Consider the following 16,096-nt stretch of genomic DNA (forward strand, 5'->3'; position numbering starts at 1 on the left):
TATGGCATTTCAATCAAGTGTTCGCCTTTACTCAGGTGTAGGTCAGGAAGGCCAACCAGCATCTAATAGCCCAATTATTGCAGCGGCGGGCGGTGCTGGTGCGTTCAAGGCAGGTGATGACGGCCTTAATATGTGTCGTTTCGCTTGGCGTGACGCGAAAGACCCTAAAAAATTAAACAACAAAGGTGCTGGCAAGCCAGTTGGTTTTGTCTACAACAATGCTAATGCCGCCATTGATTACCTACAAAGCAATAGCTTGTTAATCCCGAAAGGCCGTGAAGCATCTCCAATTGTTGGTGGTGATTTTTGGGCTAAATCCGCAACGCAAGCGATTGTTGGTCAGAAAGTATTTGCGGTATTAGCAGACGGCACAATCAAAACGGGTGATGCTGGCGCAACTGTTGATGGTGCAATCGAAACCGAATGGTATGTAGCAAGCGCTGCTGCTGTTGGTGATTTATTCGTAATTTCTACATGGAGCAAAGCATAATGCCACAATTAACACAGGCTGATTTCTCAGCATTTAAGAAGGAAGCAGAATCTCGCGGTTTTTACCTACCGCCTTCTGTGACTAAATTCGCTATGGATGCGGAAGTTCAGCCATCCATGCCAGCGAACGGCGGTATTCCTGCCATCGTTTCAACATTTATTGATCCTGAAATTGTCCGCACTATCTTTGCTAAGCAAAAAGCAACTGACATTTTAAGTGAGAGAAAGAAAGGCTCATGGGCACAAGATACCATGATGATCCAGCGCGTTGAGCAGTCTGGTGACGTGGTCGCGTATGATGATTACAGCGAACAAGGTGCAAACCAAGTTACAAACGCATGGGAAAATCGTCAAGTGTTCCGTTATCAAACAATGGTAACTTACGGTGAGTTAGAGCAAGAGCGATATGGTTTAGCTATGTTGCCTTATGTTGCAGAAAAACAACGCGCTGCAGCTTGGACTATGAATCAGGAGCAGAATAAGTTCTACTTCTATGGTGTTGAAGGTTTGCTTAACTACGGCATTCTGAATGACCCTGCATTACCAGCACCAATCACCCCTGCTACAGTTGATGGAAAAACGCAGTGGAAAGATAAGCAAATTATCGATATCTATAACGATATCCTATCACTTTATGCAGACCTGATTGCTCGCACTAATGGTGCCGTGGGTGATGGTGTTGATATGGCATCTCCATTAGTTCTTGCAATGAGCCCTAAAGCTTCCGTTTGGTTTAAAAAATCAAATGAAATCTTTGGCAACTCTGTTGAAAAAATGGTTAAAGATACGTTCACTAATCTACGCATTGAAGTCGCGCCACAATACGACACTGATGCTGGTGAGCTGATCCAGATGTTTGTTGAAACCGCTCAAGGTCAAAGTGCTGGTTATTGTGCATTTAGCGAAAAGCTTCGCGCTCACCCAGTTATCACAATGTCCTCAAGCTGGAAGCAAAAATATTCTGGCGCAACTTACGGTGCGGTAATCACTCAGCCGTTCTTATTTGCTCAAATGCTAGGGGTGTAAAGTGGCTAAAGTTTCAAGTTATGTTATTGGTTGTAAATTACCTAACGGGATCACCTTTAAGCATGAGGGCAAAGATATCACGCTATTGGGTGCCAACTCATCCGCTCTTCTGAATGGGTTTGGCATCACTCGGGATGTTCCTGCTGATGCTTGGGAATCTTTTGAGAAGTCATTTAAAGACCAGAAAATATTCCTTAATGGCATTGTGTTTGCTGTGACGGATTATGAATCTGCCGAAGATGCCTCAAAAGAGCGCGCCAAACAGAAAACGGGATTAGAGCAAGCCAGTGCTGAATCTGCTGGGGTGGAACCACTAACCGAGGATTAATTATGGCAATCGTGGAACTTAATAAATCTACGTTCCGCGCCATGTTCCCAGAGTTTTCCAACATATCAGACGATTTATTACCTTTCCTTTTCGACCAAGCCACCGATTACCTCGATAACACTGAATTCTCATTGGTCTATCAGGCTGATAAGCGAGAGCGATTGCTCTACTTGCTTATGGCTCATTTGGCATATATGAGATACGGCGATAAAGACGGCAAAGGTGGCTCAGGAATGGTTGGGCGAGTGTCGTCTGCAAGTGAGGGAAGCGTGTCTGTATCTTCTGAACTTGGTGCGATTGAGTTTAGAAATGCATGGTACACGCTTAGCCCTTACGGAATGGATTACTGGCAGGCCACAAAAGTTTATCGAATGGCTAACTACTATCCGGGGAGCATTTATGGCTAATGGGCTAGAAAAATACCTAATGGATTTAGCTGCGAGACTGGATGCAACGGAGGTTAAGGCAGGGTTTATTGATGGTACTACCTATCCTGATGGTACGAGTGTAGCCGAGGTTGCTTATAAGAACGAGTATGGGGTTCCTGAAAATAATCAGCCGCCCAGACCATTCTTTAGAAATGCCATTAATAGTAACAAGGAGGAGTGGGTTAGAGGGATATCGAGAGGATTGGCTTCTGGCGTCAGTTCAAGAGATGTTCTTGAGGTAATTGGCGCAAGAATGAAAGGTGATATTCAAACATCAATTTCTGAGCTGGTTGATCCTCCACTATCTCCAACTACTTTAAAAATAAGAAGAATTAGAAAGGTTATGCCTAACTCATCAAATAAACCACTGGTCGATACGCGGGTAATGATTGGTGATGTTAACTACGAGGTGATTGATGATCAAAGTTAGAGCCATTGCCAACTCAGCTATTCAAGTCGTTAATAAAAACCTACCTGCGACCCTAATCGCCAACGAGGGATTTGAAATTATCCCCGGAGGTAAGCAAGTTCCTAAACTCACCTCGTATGAAATAAGCGTCCAAATGCAAAGCTTGAGCACTCAAGACCTTGAGCATTTAGGCGTTATCAATCAGCAAGGTGAATTCATCTACTGTTATGCGAGAGGGCAAATCGAAGCCATTCGCAGAGCAAAAGATAAAGGGGCTGACAAGATTAGTTTCGTTGCATACGGTGAATCCGAACCATCTGAATGGCTGGTCACTAAAGTCATAGAATCATACCCATCATGGGTTAAGGTGCTTTTATGGCGACAATAAGCATTACTGAAGATGATCTCTTTCTTGAGCTATGGACTTACTTAACTGATTTATTTAGCTGCCCTGTCGTTCGAGGTTATGAAAATAATGTGCCTGTACCCAAAGACGGCATTGTCATGCACATGCTGTACGAAAGAGATTTGGATTACACGGCAGATTATTGGGAAGCGCCAACGGAAGAGGTAACAGCACAGCGATCAGTGGAAGCTACCTTTCAGTTTGATTTTTACGGCGAAGAAGCCAATAACCGTTCAAGAGTTGTAGCAAATCTCTGGAAGTCATCATATACAACCGACCGGCTCAAAAAGTGCAAACCTTTAGACAGCGGAAGTCCAAAGAAAAACGTATTGGTGAATGAAGCAAATCAATACGAAAACCGCATGATGCTAGGCGTTACCATGCAATATAACCCTGAAGTCTCTTATCACACCGATGGTGTCAATAGCGTCTCTATCACTACCACTCAAGTTTAAAAGGTAAAAATATGAATTCTATTCCAGCAAGCGATATCGTCCAGATATTGCCCGGTGTCGTTGGCACTGGTGGTAATCCTCTGGCACTTAACGCGCTGTTTATTACAAAGAAAAAAGCAGAATCAATGCTAGGCGTTCGTTCATTCGGATCTGAAGATGAAGTCGGCGAAGTGTTCGGCATTGACTCTGATGAATACCGAGCCACTCAAATCTATTTCGCAGGATTTGTTAACTCAACCTCTCGACCTGAATCACTCTACATTGCCTATATGAATGGCGAAGCGGAGTCAGCAAAACTCATTGGTTCTAAAGTTCCTGTTCGCACTGAAAGTGATTTCAGCCCACTGCCAAGCGATTTAACTTTAACCATTGATGGTGCAAAAGTTTCTGTAACCGTTGATGGTGAAGTGACAAGTTACTCTGCTTTAGCTCAAGCGGCGACTGCTTCATTGGGCGCAAAAGGCCAGTGCGCTTATGACGCGCTATCGCAAACTTTCGTTATCTCTGGTGCTACAAAGGGAGCGAAAGGAAACATCTCATTTGCTGTTGGCGATTTGGCTGAATTTATGGGCCTTACTGAATCATCTGGCGCACAGAAAAATGACGGTATCGATGCTGATTCTATTGAAGAATTAATGCCTCGCATTACCAAAGAAACACGTAACTTTGTTTCGGTAATGACTTTGGGTGACTTCTCAGTAAGTGAAAAGCTCACAATTTCTCGCTGGGTTTCATTGCAGAATGATCGCTACATTCACGTGCTGTACCACTCAAATGATGATGATTTAAAAACCATCTCTGATGCGATTATTGGCGCAGAAGTTGGCGGCACAATGTTGATGTACGGTGATTACACTCACGGTGCTTTCGTGTGTGGTTATCCTGCCTGTCTTAACTTTGATGAATTAAACGGCCGTACAAACCTGTCATTCCGTTACCAAGAAGGATTAGCGCCATCAGTTGATGAGAAATCAAAAGCAGATGAGTTAATGAAGTTAGGGTTTAACTTCTACGGTGCATACGGAACAGCCAATGATCGATTCATCTTTGTTTATCCTGGTTCAATTTCTGGCAAGTTCAAATTCATGGATAGCTACGTTAATCAGGTGTACTTCAACAGCCAGTTACAACTAGCACTCATGACTATGTTAGTGAGCAATAAGAGCGTTCCATACAATGATGCTGGTAGAGCCATGCACCGCGCAGCAGTAACCGATCCTGCCAATCAGATGCTCAACTTTGGTGGCATTCAACCGGGCGTTGAATTATCAGAACAACAGAAGAAGCAGATTAACTACGAAGCTGGTTTTGATGCGGTGTCTCAACTGAAAACTGCCGGTTGGTGCATTCGTGTTGGTGAAACTCCAGCTCAAACACGAGGGTTGCGTAAATCCATGCCATTAAAACTCTGGTACGCAGATGGCGGTAGTGTCCAGCAAGTTAATTTACCGTCAATTAACGTTCAATAGGAGTAATGAATTATGGGTATGGGCCATAACGAAAGAACAATTACCTCGGCAAACTCAGTCATGATGATCCGCTGTAAGGGTATTTATGATGACTGGGTGCGCATTCAGGGTTTCCAAGCTGACAACGCATGGGAGTTCGGTGACGCAAATATTGGTGAGACTCGCATGGGTGTAGATGGTAAGCAGTCCATTGGTTACACGCCTCATGAAACGCCATGGACACTGTATCTGGAAGCTAACAGCGCATCTATTGAAGTGATGGAAACTATCCGCAAAGACTTCAATAGCAATATGGAAGTGCGCCCGATTGAAATCATTATTGAAATGCCGTCAATCGCTAAGCGTTACACAGGTAAAGGCGGTTTAACCACCATGAAAGGTGGCCCAAGTGGTAAGAAAATGCTTGATGGCACCACTTACAATTTCAACATGGTTACAGAAGGCGCAGAGGAAATCTAATGTCACTAAAAACAAAAACTATCACCATCGAAAAAGGTCGTGATGAAGGTAAAACATTCGTCATTACTGAAATGCCGATCACCAAAGCTGATAACTGGGCAATGCGTGCTTTATTTGCTATTGCTAATGGTGGTATCGATATCGAAGGCATTAACCCTAACATGGGTATGCTTGGAATGGCTCAGGTGGCAATTAAGGCGTTATCTGGCATTAAGCCTGATGTTGGTATTCCGTTACTTGATGAGTTGTTAGAATGCGTCCAAGTGCTTCCTAGTAGCGGTAATGCGCGAGCGTTGATTATCGACTCAGATATTAAAGATTTGAGTACGATGTTCACACTCCGCAGAGAAGTGTTAGCCATCCATATTGATTTTTTAACTCAAGGCGGTGGGTCAGACTTGAAAAGCTAAAAGCTGGTCTACCGCTAAAGGATGGCGTACTCGCTGAAACCGCTAATGTATCTAGTGTGGTGTCTCAGGTAATTACATCTGGTCACGCCACACTACATGAATTATCGACGGTATACAGTCTTGAGGACTGCATGAATTTGATAGAGATACATCAGGTCAGCGAGTACAACAAGCAATTAATGAAAGAACTCAGTGAGTCTGAGTAAGTGCCACAAATGTGGCTTTTTTATTGCCTGAAATTTGAGGTAACACTATGGCTACAGTTGTGGAATCGCTGATTGTCTCACTTAAATTAGACAACACTGAGTTCGGACGTGCAGTAAAACAAGCAATTGAAGATAACGAACAATTATCTGATGCGGTTAATGGTGTTGGTGATGCGTCAAAAGATGCGAGTATTAATATCAACATCTACACGCAGGAAACAAAGAAATCCAACGACGAAACAGATAAAGCCAAAAAGAAAAACAAGGATTTAGAGAAAACAATAAACGGAGTTGTAAAGGCTTTATCTGGCTTATTCACCACCATATTTGTTTCAACTGGTTTACAAAAACTGATTGATGAAACCAGCAAAACCAATGATCAGCTCTATTTCCTAAGCAAAAACTTAGGCATGAATGCAACCGATATAAAACGGTGGCAGAACATGGCAGAGATGACAGGCGGTAGCGCTGATGGAATGGCGGCGAGTTTATCAGGCTTGAGTCAATCCCTGTGGAACTTAGTCACCACAGGTGATGCTTCTATCCTACCTTGGTTTAATGCGCTCAATGTCGATGTGGTTAACTCTGGCGGTCAAATTAGAGACCTTAACGATATCCTGCTCGATGTATCTGACAGCCTGTCGAAAATGTCACGCCCTCAGGCGTATAACATTGCCAAAAATATGGGGTTCGATGACGGTACAATAAATCTGTTGCTTGAAGGTCGTCAGGCTATGCAACAGATGCTAGAAACTCAAAAGCATATCGTTATCTCAAGCGAAGAAGAGTTAAAGCTCAGTCGTCAACTTAACCAACAAAACGCATTAGTCAGCAAGCAGTGGGAAGGTTTAAAAACTCTCATTGCGAACTACTTAATGCCTTACTTCCTCCGCTTCTCTGAGAAAGTCTCAGGTTGGCTTGATTACCTCAATAAAAATAGAGAAGTAGCCAAAGACCTGTTTAAGGGAATGGCGGTTGTGCTCACCGTATTTCTGATCCCTGCGCTAATAAAGGGCGCGATTGCAATGGCTGCCATGTTTGCACCGCTGTTAACTGGCACGGGGTTAGTTTTGGCGTTAGTTGCTGCTCTAGTCTTGTTATATAACGACTATAAAGCATGGAAACGGGGTGATAAGTCCTTATTTGATTGGGGTAAATTGGATGAGAAAATTACTTATATACTGAAAAAGCTTGATGAGTTTAAAGCATGGTTTAAAAACACCACTATAGGGAAATGGTTTACTGACGCAAAAGGTGAGGTCGATTTACTGAAAGCGGCATTCGCTGGATTAGCTTTGTATATAGGAACTAAGTGGGTCGGAAAAATATTAAAAGCATTCGGAAAGATAATTAAGGGTGCTGGTAAGTTAGGAAGAGGGTTAGGCTCTAAGGCAATAATTGGGGCGTTATTATATGAACCCGTTGATGAAATAATGACCTCTATCGTTGGCGAGGAGAAGAAGAAATATCTTGATTCTCACGGGCTTTATTGGGTATCAACAGGTGATGGATTCTGGGATTTTGAATTATTCACCAGTGAAGATGATGCAAAAAAAAGGCAGGCTGAGATAGATGGATTAAATGACGGGTTGGGGGCTAGAGTAGGACAGATTATCAACAACAACAGTACCTCAAATACGTCATCTAGTAATACAAAAAATATTAACAACATAGATAACAGAAAAGGGATTTCAAGAGGGGAAAGAAATAACAACCCTCTTAATATGAACTTTGTTGGACAAAGGGGCGCTACTCTAGAGGATGACCCAGATGCGCGGTTTGCAAAATATAAAACACCCTACGAAGGACTAAGAGGAACAGTAAGGCAATTGATGTTGTATTTTGATGGAAAATCAAGGGCGGTAGGGAACAGAAAGTTACAAACAGTGCAAGATATTATTGGAGCGTGGGCACCTAAAAAGGGGAAAGATAAGAACGACACTGACGGCTATATTAAGCGCGTATCTGAAAGATTATCGGTATCACCAACAGAAGTGATAAACCTTAATGATCCAGAAATGATGTATGCACTAATGAATGCCATGAGTAAGGAGGAAATTGGGAAGCCGCTTCCTTACAATAAATCACTTGTGATGTCTGCTATCAATGGAACTGGTGATCCATCTGTTAATCTTGCAAATAACATTAACTCTCTCAACAAAGCTATTAGTAAGCCAATAGTATCAAATACAGGGTTTGAAGCTCAGAGCTTTCTATCTCAAACTCATAAGATAAATAGTCAACCGAAAACGGTAAATAATAAAACCGAGGTAACTGTGAATGGAGGAATTAATGTCACAAGCACGGCGGATACCATTAAAGGAACAGTTGAGGATGGAAGAGTAGCCGCAAGGGAATCCTTGTCCCAGATTATGCCAACCATGGTCTAATTTTCTGTTGTTTGCTATTAGTTGGTGGCACAATAACTTTAAATTCATACTTGTGAGGTTGGTAATGATTAAAGGTTTCTTCACTGTTGCTGTTATAGCTTTAATATCTTTCAACTGTTTTGCTTTGCCTGAACCTCAAGATAAAGAGGTGTACAACACGTTTTCTGCCTCATTGAAAAATAGGCTTGTAGAAAGTGAAATGAATGCTCTGCATAATGGAAAAAATTCATTTGTATTGTCAGAGTATTTCCTCAATCCACTAAGTGATAGTTATATTTATAGTGAATACAAAAATAATGAAATACTTGCCAATAAGAAATATAAGAATAAAGAAATAAGGATTGTTGCTGTTGCAGAGAGTATTTCAGAAGATTTTACAGGACGAGGAATTATAAGGACTTTATCTCCAGAAGTGTTTTCTGGAAGCGCTATATTAAATATAGATAAAAATGATAAATACATCTTGTCCTTATCTTCAGGTGATCGCATAGATATGGTGTGTAAAGGTGGCGGTTTCGTAATGGGGAGCCCAGTGTTAAATGACTGTGTATCAACAAGGGATTTTGTTATAAAGCACATGGGTAAAGGTGAGATAAGAGATTCTCTAGAGAACTTAATTGATGGGGTATCTTATATCTTATATACTCAATACTTTGATATTATAGGGAATAATTGTAAAAGTAGAGTCGAATGTGAAAGTTTCATCTCTAATATCTTTCAGAATAAGATTACAGCAAAATCACTGGGGTTGAATGATGAAGAAAAAGAAAAGAGACTGGTGTCTCTATTCGTATTTATTAATAAGCACGAGAAAGAACTTAATGATAAATACCCACATGCAAGCAAGGTGATAAGTGGGTTCATTAAAGCAAAATAAATAGTTACGAGTATGGACGACTAGCGATAAGAACCCTTCAAGACAATTGCGGGATAGGCGCTGGTGATCTGTGGGGATTGAGAGATAAAGAATGTTCTATCATCCTTAGTTACAAAGACTAAACAAGGGCATCCGTGCCCTTTTATTTTAAGGAGTAACACAATGAATCAACTTGATATTTACCTGAATAAAGAAAGCAAAGGTGGTCTATTGTCGGGCAATGAAAGATTTAAACTTGTTTTTGTTGATGAAGTTTTTAGCGGTAAATTCCTGATAACCGAGTTTAGCAATGGTTGGGTTAAATATTACACACAGATGCAAGGCGCAGAGCCAATATTAACAAACACAATGCCATATGATGAAAGTGACTCACCACATTCAAGAATGGCATTGGATATAGTGGAAAGAGCATTGAAGTGAACTTACTCTATATCAATTGAAGATATGGAGGTAACAACTTCTCTTATCTGCTCAGGCGAGTAACCAGTTATTTCAATTTCTTTACTGCCAGCTCTTATGTAAACCTTCTTTTTCTTATTTCTAGCAAGGTATGCTGTAAGAACTGCCGCGACTGCAGCGAAGTGTGGTGCTGACTCCTTGACTAAATCAAGAAAGAGTAGCGACCCGTCACAGTCAAACGCTAATCCAGTTTGACCAGACGTTTTATATGGAACGTTGTATTCTTTAAGAAGAATGCTAAAGTCCCTATCTTCATAAGGAACCTTAACCGTGATTGATTTCCGACTCAAAACAACCCCCTTTACAAGGTTTTCCCTTATCACGGGCGTGAAGCTAGTTGCAGCTGGCTTAGCTATGATATTGGGATTCAAAGTTAATGTTATGACAAAAATAGCAAGGGATGAACTCCTTGCGGCGATTAAAGAAAAACACCCTGATTAAATACTTCTACATCAGATTCATTGACCCTTTTAGGTTACCTTGCTTAAGCTGCACGCACTCTTCTGCCGTGGCTAGTCGCCAAGATCCTTGGGCGTCTTTAATTGCGAATTGATCTTCAAATCCAAGATACACAACACATTGACCAAATTCGTCATAGTGTTCGACTTTAATCGTACTTATATCAAAAGGGTAAACACCCTTATATTTCTTTGCTAGATCCACAACAAATGGCTGGATAGATAGCTCTTTATATATTTCATCTTCCATTCTTTAACCCATTAATTATCTAAGTTTATTTTTTTCTTTATGCGACTAATTTCATATTCAAGCGAATCAACCTTCTCTGCCAAGTCAGAAATAGTGAGAACATGAATATGCTTGTTTCGTTCAGCCCAAGCCTCAAGTGCCGCTGTCATCTCTTGGTTTGATGATCTGCCATTGGCTTCAGCGATTTCTGCTAGTCTCTCTTTTAGCTCCAAAGGTATCCTTAGATTAACTTGAGGATGCCTATATTTTCTCTCTGTCATACCTACTCCTATATTTTTTTATAGAGTAGGTAGGTATCTATTGACTATCAAGACGTACCCAATTAATATGTATGCGTACCAAATACAAAAGAATACAAGGATGGATAATGAAAAAGTCAAAGCCTTCAACGGTTAGATTCCCAGAAGAGATAAGAGAGTTACTTGAATTTTTAGCTAAAAAAAATGACAGAACTTTCAGTAAAGAGATAGTTAGCCGAATCCGTAGAACCTTAGAAGAGGATGGATTGGTTTGCTAGAAAAAGAAAACCCAACTTGCGCGAACAAGCTGGGCTTAGAGTTGGCTCGTAAATCAAAGGAAAACGAACTATGAATACTATATCAACAATTAACGTACCTTTCCACGGTAACAATTTGTGTATCGTCAATCATGATGGTAGACCATACGTGCCGATGAAACCAATTGTCGAAGGAATGGGGCTATCTTGGGAGCCACAATTAAGAAAGCTAAATCAACGTTTTGCTAAAGGTATGATCAAAATGGTGATACCTTCAATTGGTGGTGCTCAAGAGACTGTTTGTTTAGCAATGCACAAATTAACTGGCTGGCTATTTTCAATAATGCCTAACAAAGTCAAACCAGAGATCCGCGATAAAGTAATCAAGTATCAAGAAGAGTGTGACGATGTACTTTACGAATACTGGACTACTGGTGAAGTTAAGAAAAAACACAAATCAACTGTTCAGGAACGAAACCCATTAAAGAACGCTGTTAATTTATTAGTCAGCAAGAAAGGCATTATGTATCCAGAAGCCTATTCTCTTGTTCACCAGAAATTCAATGTTAGTAGCATTGAAGAATTAACCGCAGATCAGATACCCGATGCGGTTGAGTATATTCACAAATTTGTACTTGAAGGTGAATACATTCCTAAAGATGACCAAAAAGAGAAAATCAACACTCGCGTTAACAGTAATTTAGATGCACATAACATCAAGGCACTTTTAAATCAATATGAGGCTATCTATACAGCTTGGAAAGTTGATTTATACCCAGCGTTACGCAGTGTTGATTCACCTATTGCTGGTAGTTTGTATGATCGTTTTAAAGATGGCTATTCATTTTTAATGCTACTTCATAAAAGTATCACTGGTAAACATATTGTATTAACCAAGTAAACATAACGCCCAAGGATGGGCACTAAAACACTTGGAGAGCAGAACTAAAGAGGAGTTATTACATTGATAGGCACTAAAAACAGAAAAGCCAATAGTTACGAGCTATTGGCTAATCCCAAACAAAACCCAGAAGGAAATGTTTCAATGAACGAATTAACTTTAGCATCACATGAAACAAATGTCACTATGTCAAGTCGTGAGATTGCGGAATTAACAGGTAAGGAAGTTTCTCACATTCACCGTGACATTCGAGCAATGGTTCCTGCACTATATGCAGTAAATAATGATGAAGATGTTAAATCATATAAATGGGATACCAACAAGAAAAAGATGATGCAGTTTTTGGATCATCATAATATTCAAGGAGTTATCCCAATATTTGACGATAGAGGCTACGTCTATGAGTTTTTATTAGACCGATACCACTCTGAAATTTTAGTGACTGGTTATGATATAAAGCGCCGAGCCGCAGTAATTAAACGCTGGTATGACTTAGAATCAGGAAAGGCTACACCAATTGTTGCACTTAATGACCCTGAATTCTTACGTTCTGCTTTATTAAATTACACTGAAAAAGTATTAGCGCTTGAATCTTCAAATAAAGAACTAACAAATAAAGTTGAGTGTATGTCTAACCTATTCAAAGAAGGCATGACACCGACTCAATTTTGTAAAATGCTTAACGGCGTAAACACTCAACAAGTTCAAATGTGGTTAGCTGAACGCAACTGGCTATATAACGAAAGTAAGTCAGGTAAAAATATTCGCTGGCGTGTTGCTTCATACGCTCGTGATAAGTACATGACAGAAAACCAGAGTGAAATTAATCCACACGGTCACGAACCTTTCATTAAGTATCAACCAGTTTTATTAAAGAAAGGCGCTAAACGTCTTTATGATCTCTATCTTGCTGGTGAATTACCAATGAAAAAGAACTGGGATGGTTTATTTACACATGACAAGGAATTCAAAGAAGTAGCTTAAACACACAAGCCAAGGACGACTTGCTTGAGATCACATACCACGCCTCTTAATTGAGGCTTTTCACGTTGCATGTATAAACCACTAGGAGGTGATAAGATGAAATCTTTAAACTGCAACAGAGGACGTCTTATGACCATTACATACAAAGAATTGCGTGAGCGAGCTGTAGGTTTACAAAAAGAGAAGGAGAAGCGAATTGACTTTATAAAGGAAAGTGCAGAAAAGTTACGAATAGATTTTATTTCATCTCTCGAACTTGAAAACGACACATGGACAAATATTGATGGCTACGGTACCGATTATGTAAGCGTTAATTATCAGCATGGTGTTGGTCAGCACTTTGAGCACCTAAATGATATTTCAAAGCATCAAGTGACCATGAATTTCTTAACCGTTGTAAACGATGATCCTAGAGGTGGTGAGACATCATCATGTTCTGTGGATATGGCATCAGATAAATTTGCAGAAGAACTTTTTGTGAGAGTTAATGGCAGACCAAGCAAAGAATTTACAATAAAAGATGGTGACTTCACTGAGGTTTGCAAGGCAATGAAAGATGAGACGTATGCAAACATCTCACGATTAGATGATTTTAACTAGAAATAAAACTTCTCAATAAGGTCGCATAAGCGGCCTTTTTTATTACCTAAAATTAGAGGTTGCCATGTTCGGAATGCCAGATATACCAAACTGGAAGGGATTACCTAATGCTGGATTAGATGCAGGAATTAGTCTAGGCGGTGCTGCGTTAATTAACTCCTTGTTCGGTAACTACTGGGGAATATTCAATGAATACGGTGTTCCGTTATTACTCGCTGATAACGTGATATCACTCCAGTATGAAAACAAAAGCCGTGTTGTAAATGCGCCTATCGAAAGAGGCACATTTGCCAGTTACAACAAAATAAGTGATCCGTGGAAAGCTACCGTACAAATGAGCAAAGGTAGCGGTGGCGCTTTAGAGCGTGGTGCTTTCTTGGCTCAACTTGAAATTCTATCTAAAAGCACATTGCGATTTATCGTTATCACGCCTGAATTTGTCTACAAGTTTGCAAATATCGTCGGGTATGACCTAGCGCGAGAGGCTAAAGACGGGGCGACACTTATTAAAGTAAACGTACATCTTGAAGAAATTCGAGAGGTCACAGTTAGCTATGCAGAGGAAGAAGTTACCAAGCCAGATGATTCAAAGGTGAAAGATACCGGCGATCAGACTCAAAAGGTGGAATCTCAGGGGTTTAACTTTGATTGGAATAGTGGAGATAGTTATTTATACCAAGGGGTTGAACTACTAAAAAATGGGTGGGATTCTGCTATCAAGTCGTATGATGAAGCGATGAAGTTCATACAAGGTCAAGTTTCTGGAGGTTAAATGAATTTTGAAATAAAACTATCACCCACACCAAACCAATCAACCTCATTCACTATCAATAACACACTTTACGAACTCACGTTAGAAACCAGACTTGAAAACTTATTTGCCACAGTAAAACGAGATGGTGAATATCTGGTGTGTAATCGCATTTGTCGAAACCTTACTTACATTTGTCAGTGGTTGATATTCGTCGATATCGAGGGGAATACAGATCCAGTGTATTCAGAGTTAGGCTCACGTTATAAGTTGGTGTGGAACGATGGCATTCAATAGAAAAGTTTTGCGCATAACATTAACGCTGTCCGGTGAGAATCAATCATTTTCTACTGAGAATAAAAATAGCCTGTCTGCTATTGGATTGAGGGCGAGCGCTGAAATTAACTATGGAAATGGCTCTCCTGCACCTAGTGCCAGAGTGAAGATTTACGGCTTACCGATTGAGACAGCGGATAAATTACTACGCATTAAGTTCAACTCATTAAACGGACTAAGAGACACAATAGCAATAGAGGCAGGGGATCAGGATAGCGAGCTAGTGCCTGTGTTTAAAGGTGGTATTACATTTGCCTACCCTGATTTTGGTGACGTGCCTAATGTTGCTCTGATTATTGAATCACAAACAGCAGTGCTTGAAAGTATGGCTCCTGTTGATGCTGAAAGCTACAAAGGCTACCAGGACGTAGTCAACATTATGGGGCAGATATGCGAAAGGATTGGTTACACGTTAGAAAGTAACGATGTGAATGCAAAGCTCAATGATGTTTATCTTTGTGATACGGACATGAAGAAAGTCAGAAAACTCGCTGACGATGCTCACCTTGACCTTTATCTTGAAAATAATCTTGTGGCCATAACACCAAAAGGACAACCAAGGAAAATTAAAATCCCTGTTATCTCTCCTGAAACAGGATTAATTGGCTACCCCACTCCGACAATGACTGGTGTCAATTTTAAGTGTTTCTTTGATCCGCTAATTCGCTTTGGTGGCATCGCCAGAATTAAAGATAGTGAAGTTAATTTTTGCAATGGAGACTGGCTGATTTATGGGATCAGGTCAATCCTTGAGACTGAGCAAGAATCGGCAAGGTGGCACATGGAGGTCTCAACACAAACATTAGGAGATAGAAATGTCGCAATCAAAAAATGAGACGGCTTCACTCTATGGCCCTAAAGATATGGCTGGCGGTATTGGCACTCAAGAGATGATTATTAACTCATTGATTGGGCGCGTAGCAACTACCACTGTCTGTAAGGTTGTGGCGATTAAACCAAGCGGAACTGACGCGGTTGGATTGTTAGATATCATGCCTCTGGTGCTTCAAGTTGACGGAGCGGGGAATACTTACAAAAACGCAGTTATCCATAACGTTCCTTACTTTCGTTATCAGGGCGGTGCTAATGCGGTAATTATCGACCCTAAAGTAGGCGACTTGGGTATTTGCCTTGTTTGTTCTCGTGATATCTCAAAATTTAAGCGCACGAAGGGTGAGGCGGCGCCAGATAGCAAGCGTCGATATGACTGGGCTGATAGCTTGTATATCGGGGGGATACTTAATGGAGCGCCTGCCCAATTTATCCATTTCCTAGAAAGTGGAATAGATGTTGTATCGACTGGCGTTATTAAAATGAAAGGAACTAAGGTTGTTTTAGATGCTCCAGTAGAAACCACCTCAACATTACAATCAGCAAGCCATATTACTGACAATACTGGTCAGGGCAACACTCAAACAATGGCATCAATGCGAACCACTTACAACGGTCACACTCACAGAGAAAACGGTCAAGGTTCTGATACGAACCAACCAAACCAGCAGGTATAAA

Annotated in this window: 24 protein-coding genes; 21 read left to right on the forward strand and 3 right to left on the reverse strand. The window is 40.8% G+C overall.

Annotation, left to right across the window (positions count from 1 at the left end; all coding sequences use genetic code 11):
- The first annotated feature begins 1 nt into the window (after window position 1).
- From LW139_RS06985 to LW139_RS07045, 13 genes are all read left to right on the forward strand, one after another.
- Complete coding sequence (locus LW139_RS06985; RefSeq protein WP_247850879.1) at window positions 2–490, forward strand: structural cement protein Gp24; 489 nt, start codon at window positions 2–4, stop codon at window positions 488–490.
- Window positions 490–1,515, forward strand: a complete 1,026-nt coding sequence (locus tag LW139_RS06990) for a hypothetical protein (protein ID WP_129037609.1) — start codon at window positions 490–492, stop codon at window positions 1,513–1,515. The genes LW139_RS06985 and LW139_RS06990 overlap by 1 nt, the downstream gene beginning before the upstream one ends.
- 1 nt (window position 1,516) lies before the next feature.
- Complete coding sequence (locus tag LW139_RS06995) at window positions 1,517–1,843, forward strand: hypothetical protein (protein WP_247850880.1); 327 nt, start codon at window positions 1,517–1,519, stop codon at window positions 1,841–1,843.
- 2 nt (window positions 1,844–1,845) lie between these two features.
- Window positions 1,846–2,250 carry a DUF4054 domain-containing protein gene (locus LW139_RS07000; protein WP_247850882.1) on the forward strand — a complete coding sequence of 135 codons (405 nt, stop codon included), beginning with the start codon at window positions 1,846–1,848 and terminating at the stop codon, window positions 2,248–2,250.
- A complete protein-coding gene (locus tag LW139_RS07005; protein ID WP_247850883.1) occupies window positions 2,243–2,701 on the forward strand; it encodes a hypothetical protein in 459 nt (152 codons plus the stop codon). The genes LW139_RS07000 and LW139_RS07005 overlap by 8 nt, the downstream gene beginning before the upstream one ends.
- Window positions 2,688–3,068 carry a hypothetical protein gene (locus LW139_RS07010; protein ID WP_247850885.1) on the forward strand — a complete coding sequence of 127 codons (381 nt, stop codon included), beginning with the start codon at window positions 2,688–2,690 and terminating at the stop codon, window positions 3,066–3,068. Before LW139_RS07005 ends, LW139_RS07010 begins: the two co-directional genes overlap by 14 nt.
- On the forward strand, window positions 3,056–3,541 hold the full coding sequence (locus LW139_RS07015) for a phage neck terminator protein (protein ID WP_247850887.1): 486 nt from the start codon (window positions 3,056–3,058) through the stop codon (window positions 3,539–3,541). The genes LW139_RS07010 and LW139_RS07015 overlap by 13 nt, the downstream gene beginning before the upstream one ends.
- 11 nt (window positions 3,542–3,552) lie before the next feature.
- Entirely contained in the window at window positions 3,553–5,010 is a 1,458-nt protein-coding gene (locus LW139_RS07020; RefSeq protein WP_247850889.1) for a DUF3383 domain-containing protein, read from the forward strand.
- A 63-nt stretch (window positions 5,011–5,073) separates the two neighbouring features.
- The gene (locus LW139_RS07025; RefSeq protein ID WP_247850890.1) at window positions 5,074–5,469 is read left to right on the forward strand and encodes a phage tail fiber protein; all 396 of its coding nucleotides are present in this window, start codon (window positions 5,074–5,076) and stop codon (window positions 5,467–5,469) included.
- Window positions 5,469–5,879 carry a hypothetical protein gene (locus tag LW139_RS07030; protein ID WP_161769608.1) on the forward strand — a complete coding sequence of 137 codons (411 nt, stop codon included), beginning with the start codon at window positions 5,469–5,471 and terminating at the stop codon, window positions 5,877–5,879. The genes LW139_RS07025 and LW139_RS07030 overlap by 1 nt, the downstream gene beginning before the upstream one ends.
- 253 nt (window positions 5,880–6,132) lie before the next feature.
- Window positions 6,133–8,475, forward strand: a complete 2,343-nt coding sequence (locus LW139_RS07035) for a hypothetical protein (protein ID WP_247850892.1) — start codon at window positions 6,133–6,135, stop codon at window positions 8,473–8,475.
- A 64-nt stretch (window positions 8,476–8,539) separates the two neighbouring features.
- Window positions 8,540–9,352 (forward strand): OB-fold putative lipoprotein, encoded by an 813-nt coding sequence (locus LW139_RS07040; RefSeq protein ID WP_247850894.1) that lies wholly within the window; start codon window positions 8,540–8,542, stop codon window positions 9,350–9,352.
- A 162-nt stretch (window positions 9,353–9,514) separates the two neighbouring features.
- Complete coding sequence (locus LW139_RS07045; RefSeq protein WP_247850895.1) at window positions 9,515–9,772, forward strand: hypothetical protein; 258 nt, start codon at window positions 9,515–9,517, stop codon at window positions 9,770–9,772.
- Window positions 9,773–9,774: 2 nt separating this feature from the next.
- On the opposite strand, the gene LW139_RS07050 is transcribed toward LW139_RS07045, so the two are convergent.
- The 3 genes from LW139_RS07050 to LW139_RS07060 all read right to left on the reverse strand — a co-directional run bounded on the left by LW139_RS07050 (window position 9,775) and on the right by LW139_RS07060 (window position 10,779).
- Window positions 9,775–10,101 (reverse strand): hypothetical protein, encoded by a 327-nt coding sequence (locus LW139_RS07050; protein WP_247850896.1) that lies wholly within the window; start codon window positions 10,099–10,101, stop codon window positions 9,775–9,777.
- A gap of 157 nt (window positions 10,102–10,258) precedes the next feature.
- Window positions 10,259–10,519, reverse strand: coding sequence for a hypothetical protein (locus LW139_RS07055; protein WP_247850898.1), 261 nt, complete (start codon window positions 10,517–10,519; stop codon window positions 10,259–10,261).
- Between the two features lie 11 nt (window positions 10,520–10,530).
- Window positions 10,531–10,779 (reverse strand): Arc family DNA-binding protein, encoded by a 249-nt coding sequence (locus LW139_RS07060; protein ID WP_247850900.1) that lies wholly within the window; start codon window positions 10,777–10,779, stop codon window positions 10,531–10,533.
- Window positions 10,780–10,886: 107 nt separating this feature from the next.
- Here LW139_RS07060 and LW139_RS07065 point away from each other — a divergent pair, with 107 nt between their 5' ends.
- The 8 genes from LW139_RS07065 to LW139_RS07100 all read left to right on the forward strand — a co-directional run bounded on the left by LW139_RS07065 (window position 10,887) and on the right by LW139_RS07100 (window position 16,095).
- Window positions 10,887–11,036 carry an Arc family DNA-binding protein gene (locus tag LW139_RS07065; protein WP_247850901.1) on the forward strand — a complete coding sequence of 50 codons (150 nt, stop codon included), beginning with the start codon at window positions 10,887–10,889 and terminating at the stop codon, window positions 11,034–11,036.
- Between the two features lie 70 nt (window positions 11,037–11,106).
- Complete coding sequence (locus LW139_RS07070; RefSeq protein WP_247850904.1) at window positions 11,107–11,916, forward strand: phage antirepressor N-terminal domain-containing protein; 810 nt, start codon at window positions 11,107–11,109, stop codon at window positions 11,914–11,916.
- Window positions 11,917–12,060: 144 nt separating this feature from the next.
- Window positions 12,061–12,900 (forward strand): phage antirepressor KilAC domain-containing protein, encoded by an 840-nt coding sequence (locus tag LW139_RS07075; RefSeq protein ID WP_201289782.1) that lies wholly within the window; start codon window positions 12,061–12,063, stop codon window positions 12,898–12,900.
- Between the two features lie 96 nt (window positions 12,901–12,996).
- Window positions 12,997–13,500 (forward strand): hypothetical protein, encoded by a 504-nt coding sequence (locus LW139_RS07080; RefSeq protein WP_247850906.1) that lies wholly within the window; start codon window positions 12,997–12,999, stop codon window positions 13,498–13,500.
- 73 nt (window positions 13,501–13,573) lie between these two features.
- On the forward strand, window positions 13,574–14,272 hold the full coding sequence (locus LW139_RS07085; RefSeq protein ID WP_247850908.1) for a phage baseplate protein: 699 nt from the start codon (window positions 13,574–13,576) through the stop codon (window positions 14,270–14,272).
- Entirely contained in the window at window positions 14,273–14,548 is a 276-nt protein-coding gene (locus LW139_RS07090) for a hypothetical protein (protein ID WP_156733210.1), read from the forward strand. It abuts the gene before it with no gap.
- A complete protein-coding gene (locus tag LW139_RS07095) occupies window positions 14,535–15,422 on the forward strand; it encodes a baseplate hub protein (protein WP_247850910.1) in 888 nt (295 codons plus the stop codon). The genes LW139_RS07090 and LW139_RS07095 overlap by 14 nt, the downstream gene beginning before the upstream one ends.
- Window positions 15,403–16,095 (forward strand): Gp138 family membrane-puncturing spike protein, encoded by a 693-nt coding sequence (locus LW139_RS07100; protein ID WP_247850912.1) that lies wholly within the window; start codon window positions 15,403–15,405, stop codon window positions 16,093–16,095. Before LW139_RS07095 ends, LW139_RS07100 begins: the two co-directional genes overlap by 20 nt.
- Window position 16,096 lies beyond the last annotated feature (1 nt).

The sequence above is a fragment of the Proteus vulgaris genome (assembly GCF_023100685.1).
GTDB lineage: Bacteria > Pseudomonadota > Gammaproteobacteria > Enterobacterales > Enterobacteriaceae > Proteus.

Excerpts from the sequence above, each read along its gene's own strand:
- LW139_RS06985 (WP_247850879.1), top strand. The coding sequence starts at position 2 with ATGGCATTTCAATCAAGTGTTCGCCTTTACTCAGGTGTAGGTCAGGAA.
- LW139_RS06990 (WP_129037609.1), top strand. The coding sequence starts at position 490 with ATGCCACAATTAACACAGGCTGATTTCTCAGCATTTAAGAAGGAAGCA.
- LW139_RS07000 (WP_247850882.1), top strand. The coding sequence starts at position 1,846 with ATGGCAATCGTGGAACTTAATAAATCTACGTTCCGCGCCATGTTCCCA.
- LW139_RS07005 (WP_247850883.1), top strand. The coding sequence starts at position 2,243 with ATGGCTAATGGGCTAGAAAAATACCTAATGGATTTAGCTGCGAGACTG.
- LW139_RS07010 (WP_247850885.1), top strand. The coding sequence starts at position 2,688 with ATGATCAAAGTTAGAGCCATTGCCAACTCAGCTATTCAAGTCGTTAAT.
- LW139_RS07015 (WP_247850887.1), top strand. The coding sequence starts at position 3,056 with ATGGCGACAATAAGCATTACTGAAGATGATCTCTTTCTTGAGCTATGG.
- LW139_RS07020 (WP_247850889.1), top strand. The coding sequence starts at position 3,553 with ATGAATTCTATTCCAGCAAGCGATATCGTCCAGATATTGCCCGGTGTC.
- LW139_RS07025 (WP_247850890.1), top strand. The coding sequence starts at position 5,074 with ATGATCCGCTGTAAGGGTATTTATGATGACTGGGTGCGCATTCAGGGT.
- LW139_RS07030 (WP_161769608.1), top strand. The coding sequence starts at position 5,469 with ATGTCACTAAAAACAAAAACTATCACCATCGAAAAAGGTCGTGATGAA.
- LW139_RS07035 (WP_247850892.1), top strand. The coding sequence starts at position 6,133 with ATGGCTACAGTTGTGGAATCGCTGATTGTCTCACTTAAATTAGACAAC.
- LW139_RS07040 (WP_247850894.1), top strand. The coding sequence starts at position 8,540 with ATGATTAAAGGTTTCTTCACTGTTGCTGTTATAGCTTTAATATCTTTC.
- LW139_RS07045 (WP_247850895.1), top strand. The coding sequence starts at position 9,515 with ATGAATCAACTTGATATTTACCTGAATAAAGAAAGCAAAGGTGGTCTA.
- LW139_RS07055 (WP_247850898.1), bottom strand. The coding sequence starts at position 10,519 with ATGGAAGATGAAATATATAAAGAGCTATCTATCCAGCCATTTGTTGTG.
- LW139_RS07060 (WP_247850900.1), bottom strand. The coding sequence starts at position 10,779 with ATGACAGAGAGAAAATATAGGCATCCTCAAGTTAATCTAAGGATACCT.
- LW139_RS07065 (WP_247850901.1), top strand. The coding sequence starts at position 10,887 with ATGAAAAAGTCAAAGCCTTCAACGGTTAGATTCCCAGAAGAGATAAGA.
- LW139_RS07070 (WP_247850904.1), top strand. The coding sequence starts at position 11,107 with ATGAATACTATATCAACAATTAACGTACCTTTCCACGGTAACAATTTG.
- LW139_RS07075 (WP_201289782.1), top strand. The coding sequence starts at position 12,061 with ATGAACGAATTAACTTTAGCATCACATGAAACAAATGTCACTATGTCA.
- LW139_RS07080 (WP_247850906.1), top strand. The coding sequence starts at position 12,997 with ATGAAATCTTTAAACTGCAACAGAGGACGTCTTATGACCATTACATAC.
- LW139_RS07085 (WP_247850908.1), top strand. The coding sequence starts at position 13,574 with ATGCCAGATATACCAAACTGGAAGGGATTACCTAATGCTGGATTAGAT.
- LW139_RS07090 (WP_156733210.1), top strand. The coding sequence starts at position 14,273 with ATGAATTTTGAAATAAAACTATCACCCACACCAAACCAATCAACCTCA.
- LW139_RS07095 (WP_247850910.1), top strand. The coding sequence starts at position 14,535 with ATGGCATTCAATAGAAAAGTTTTGCGCATAACATTAACGCTGTCCGGT.
- LW139_RS07100 (WP_247850912.1), top strand. The coding sequence starts at position 15,403 with ATGTCGCAATCAAAAAATGAGACGGCTTCACTCTATGGCCCTAAAGAT.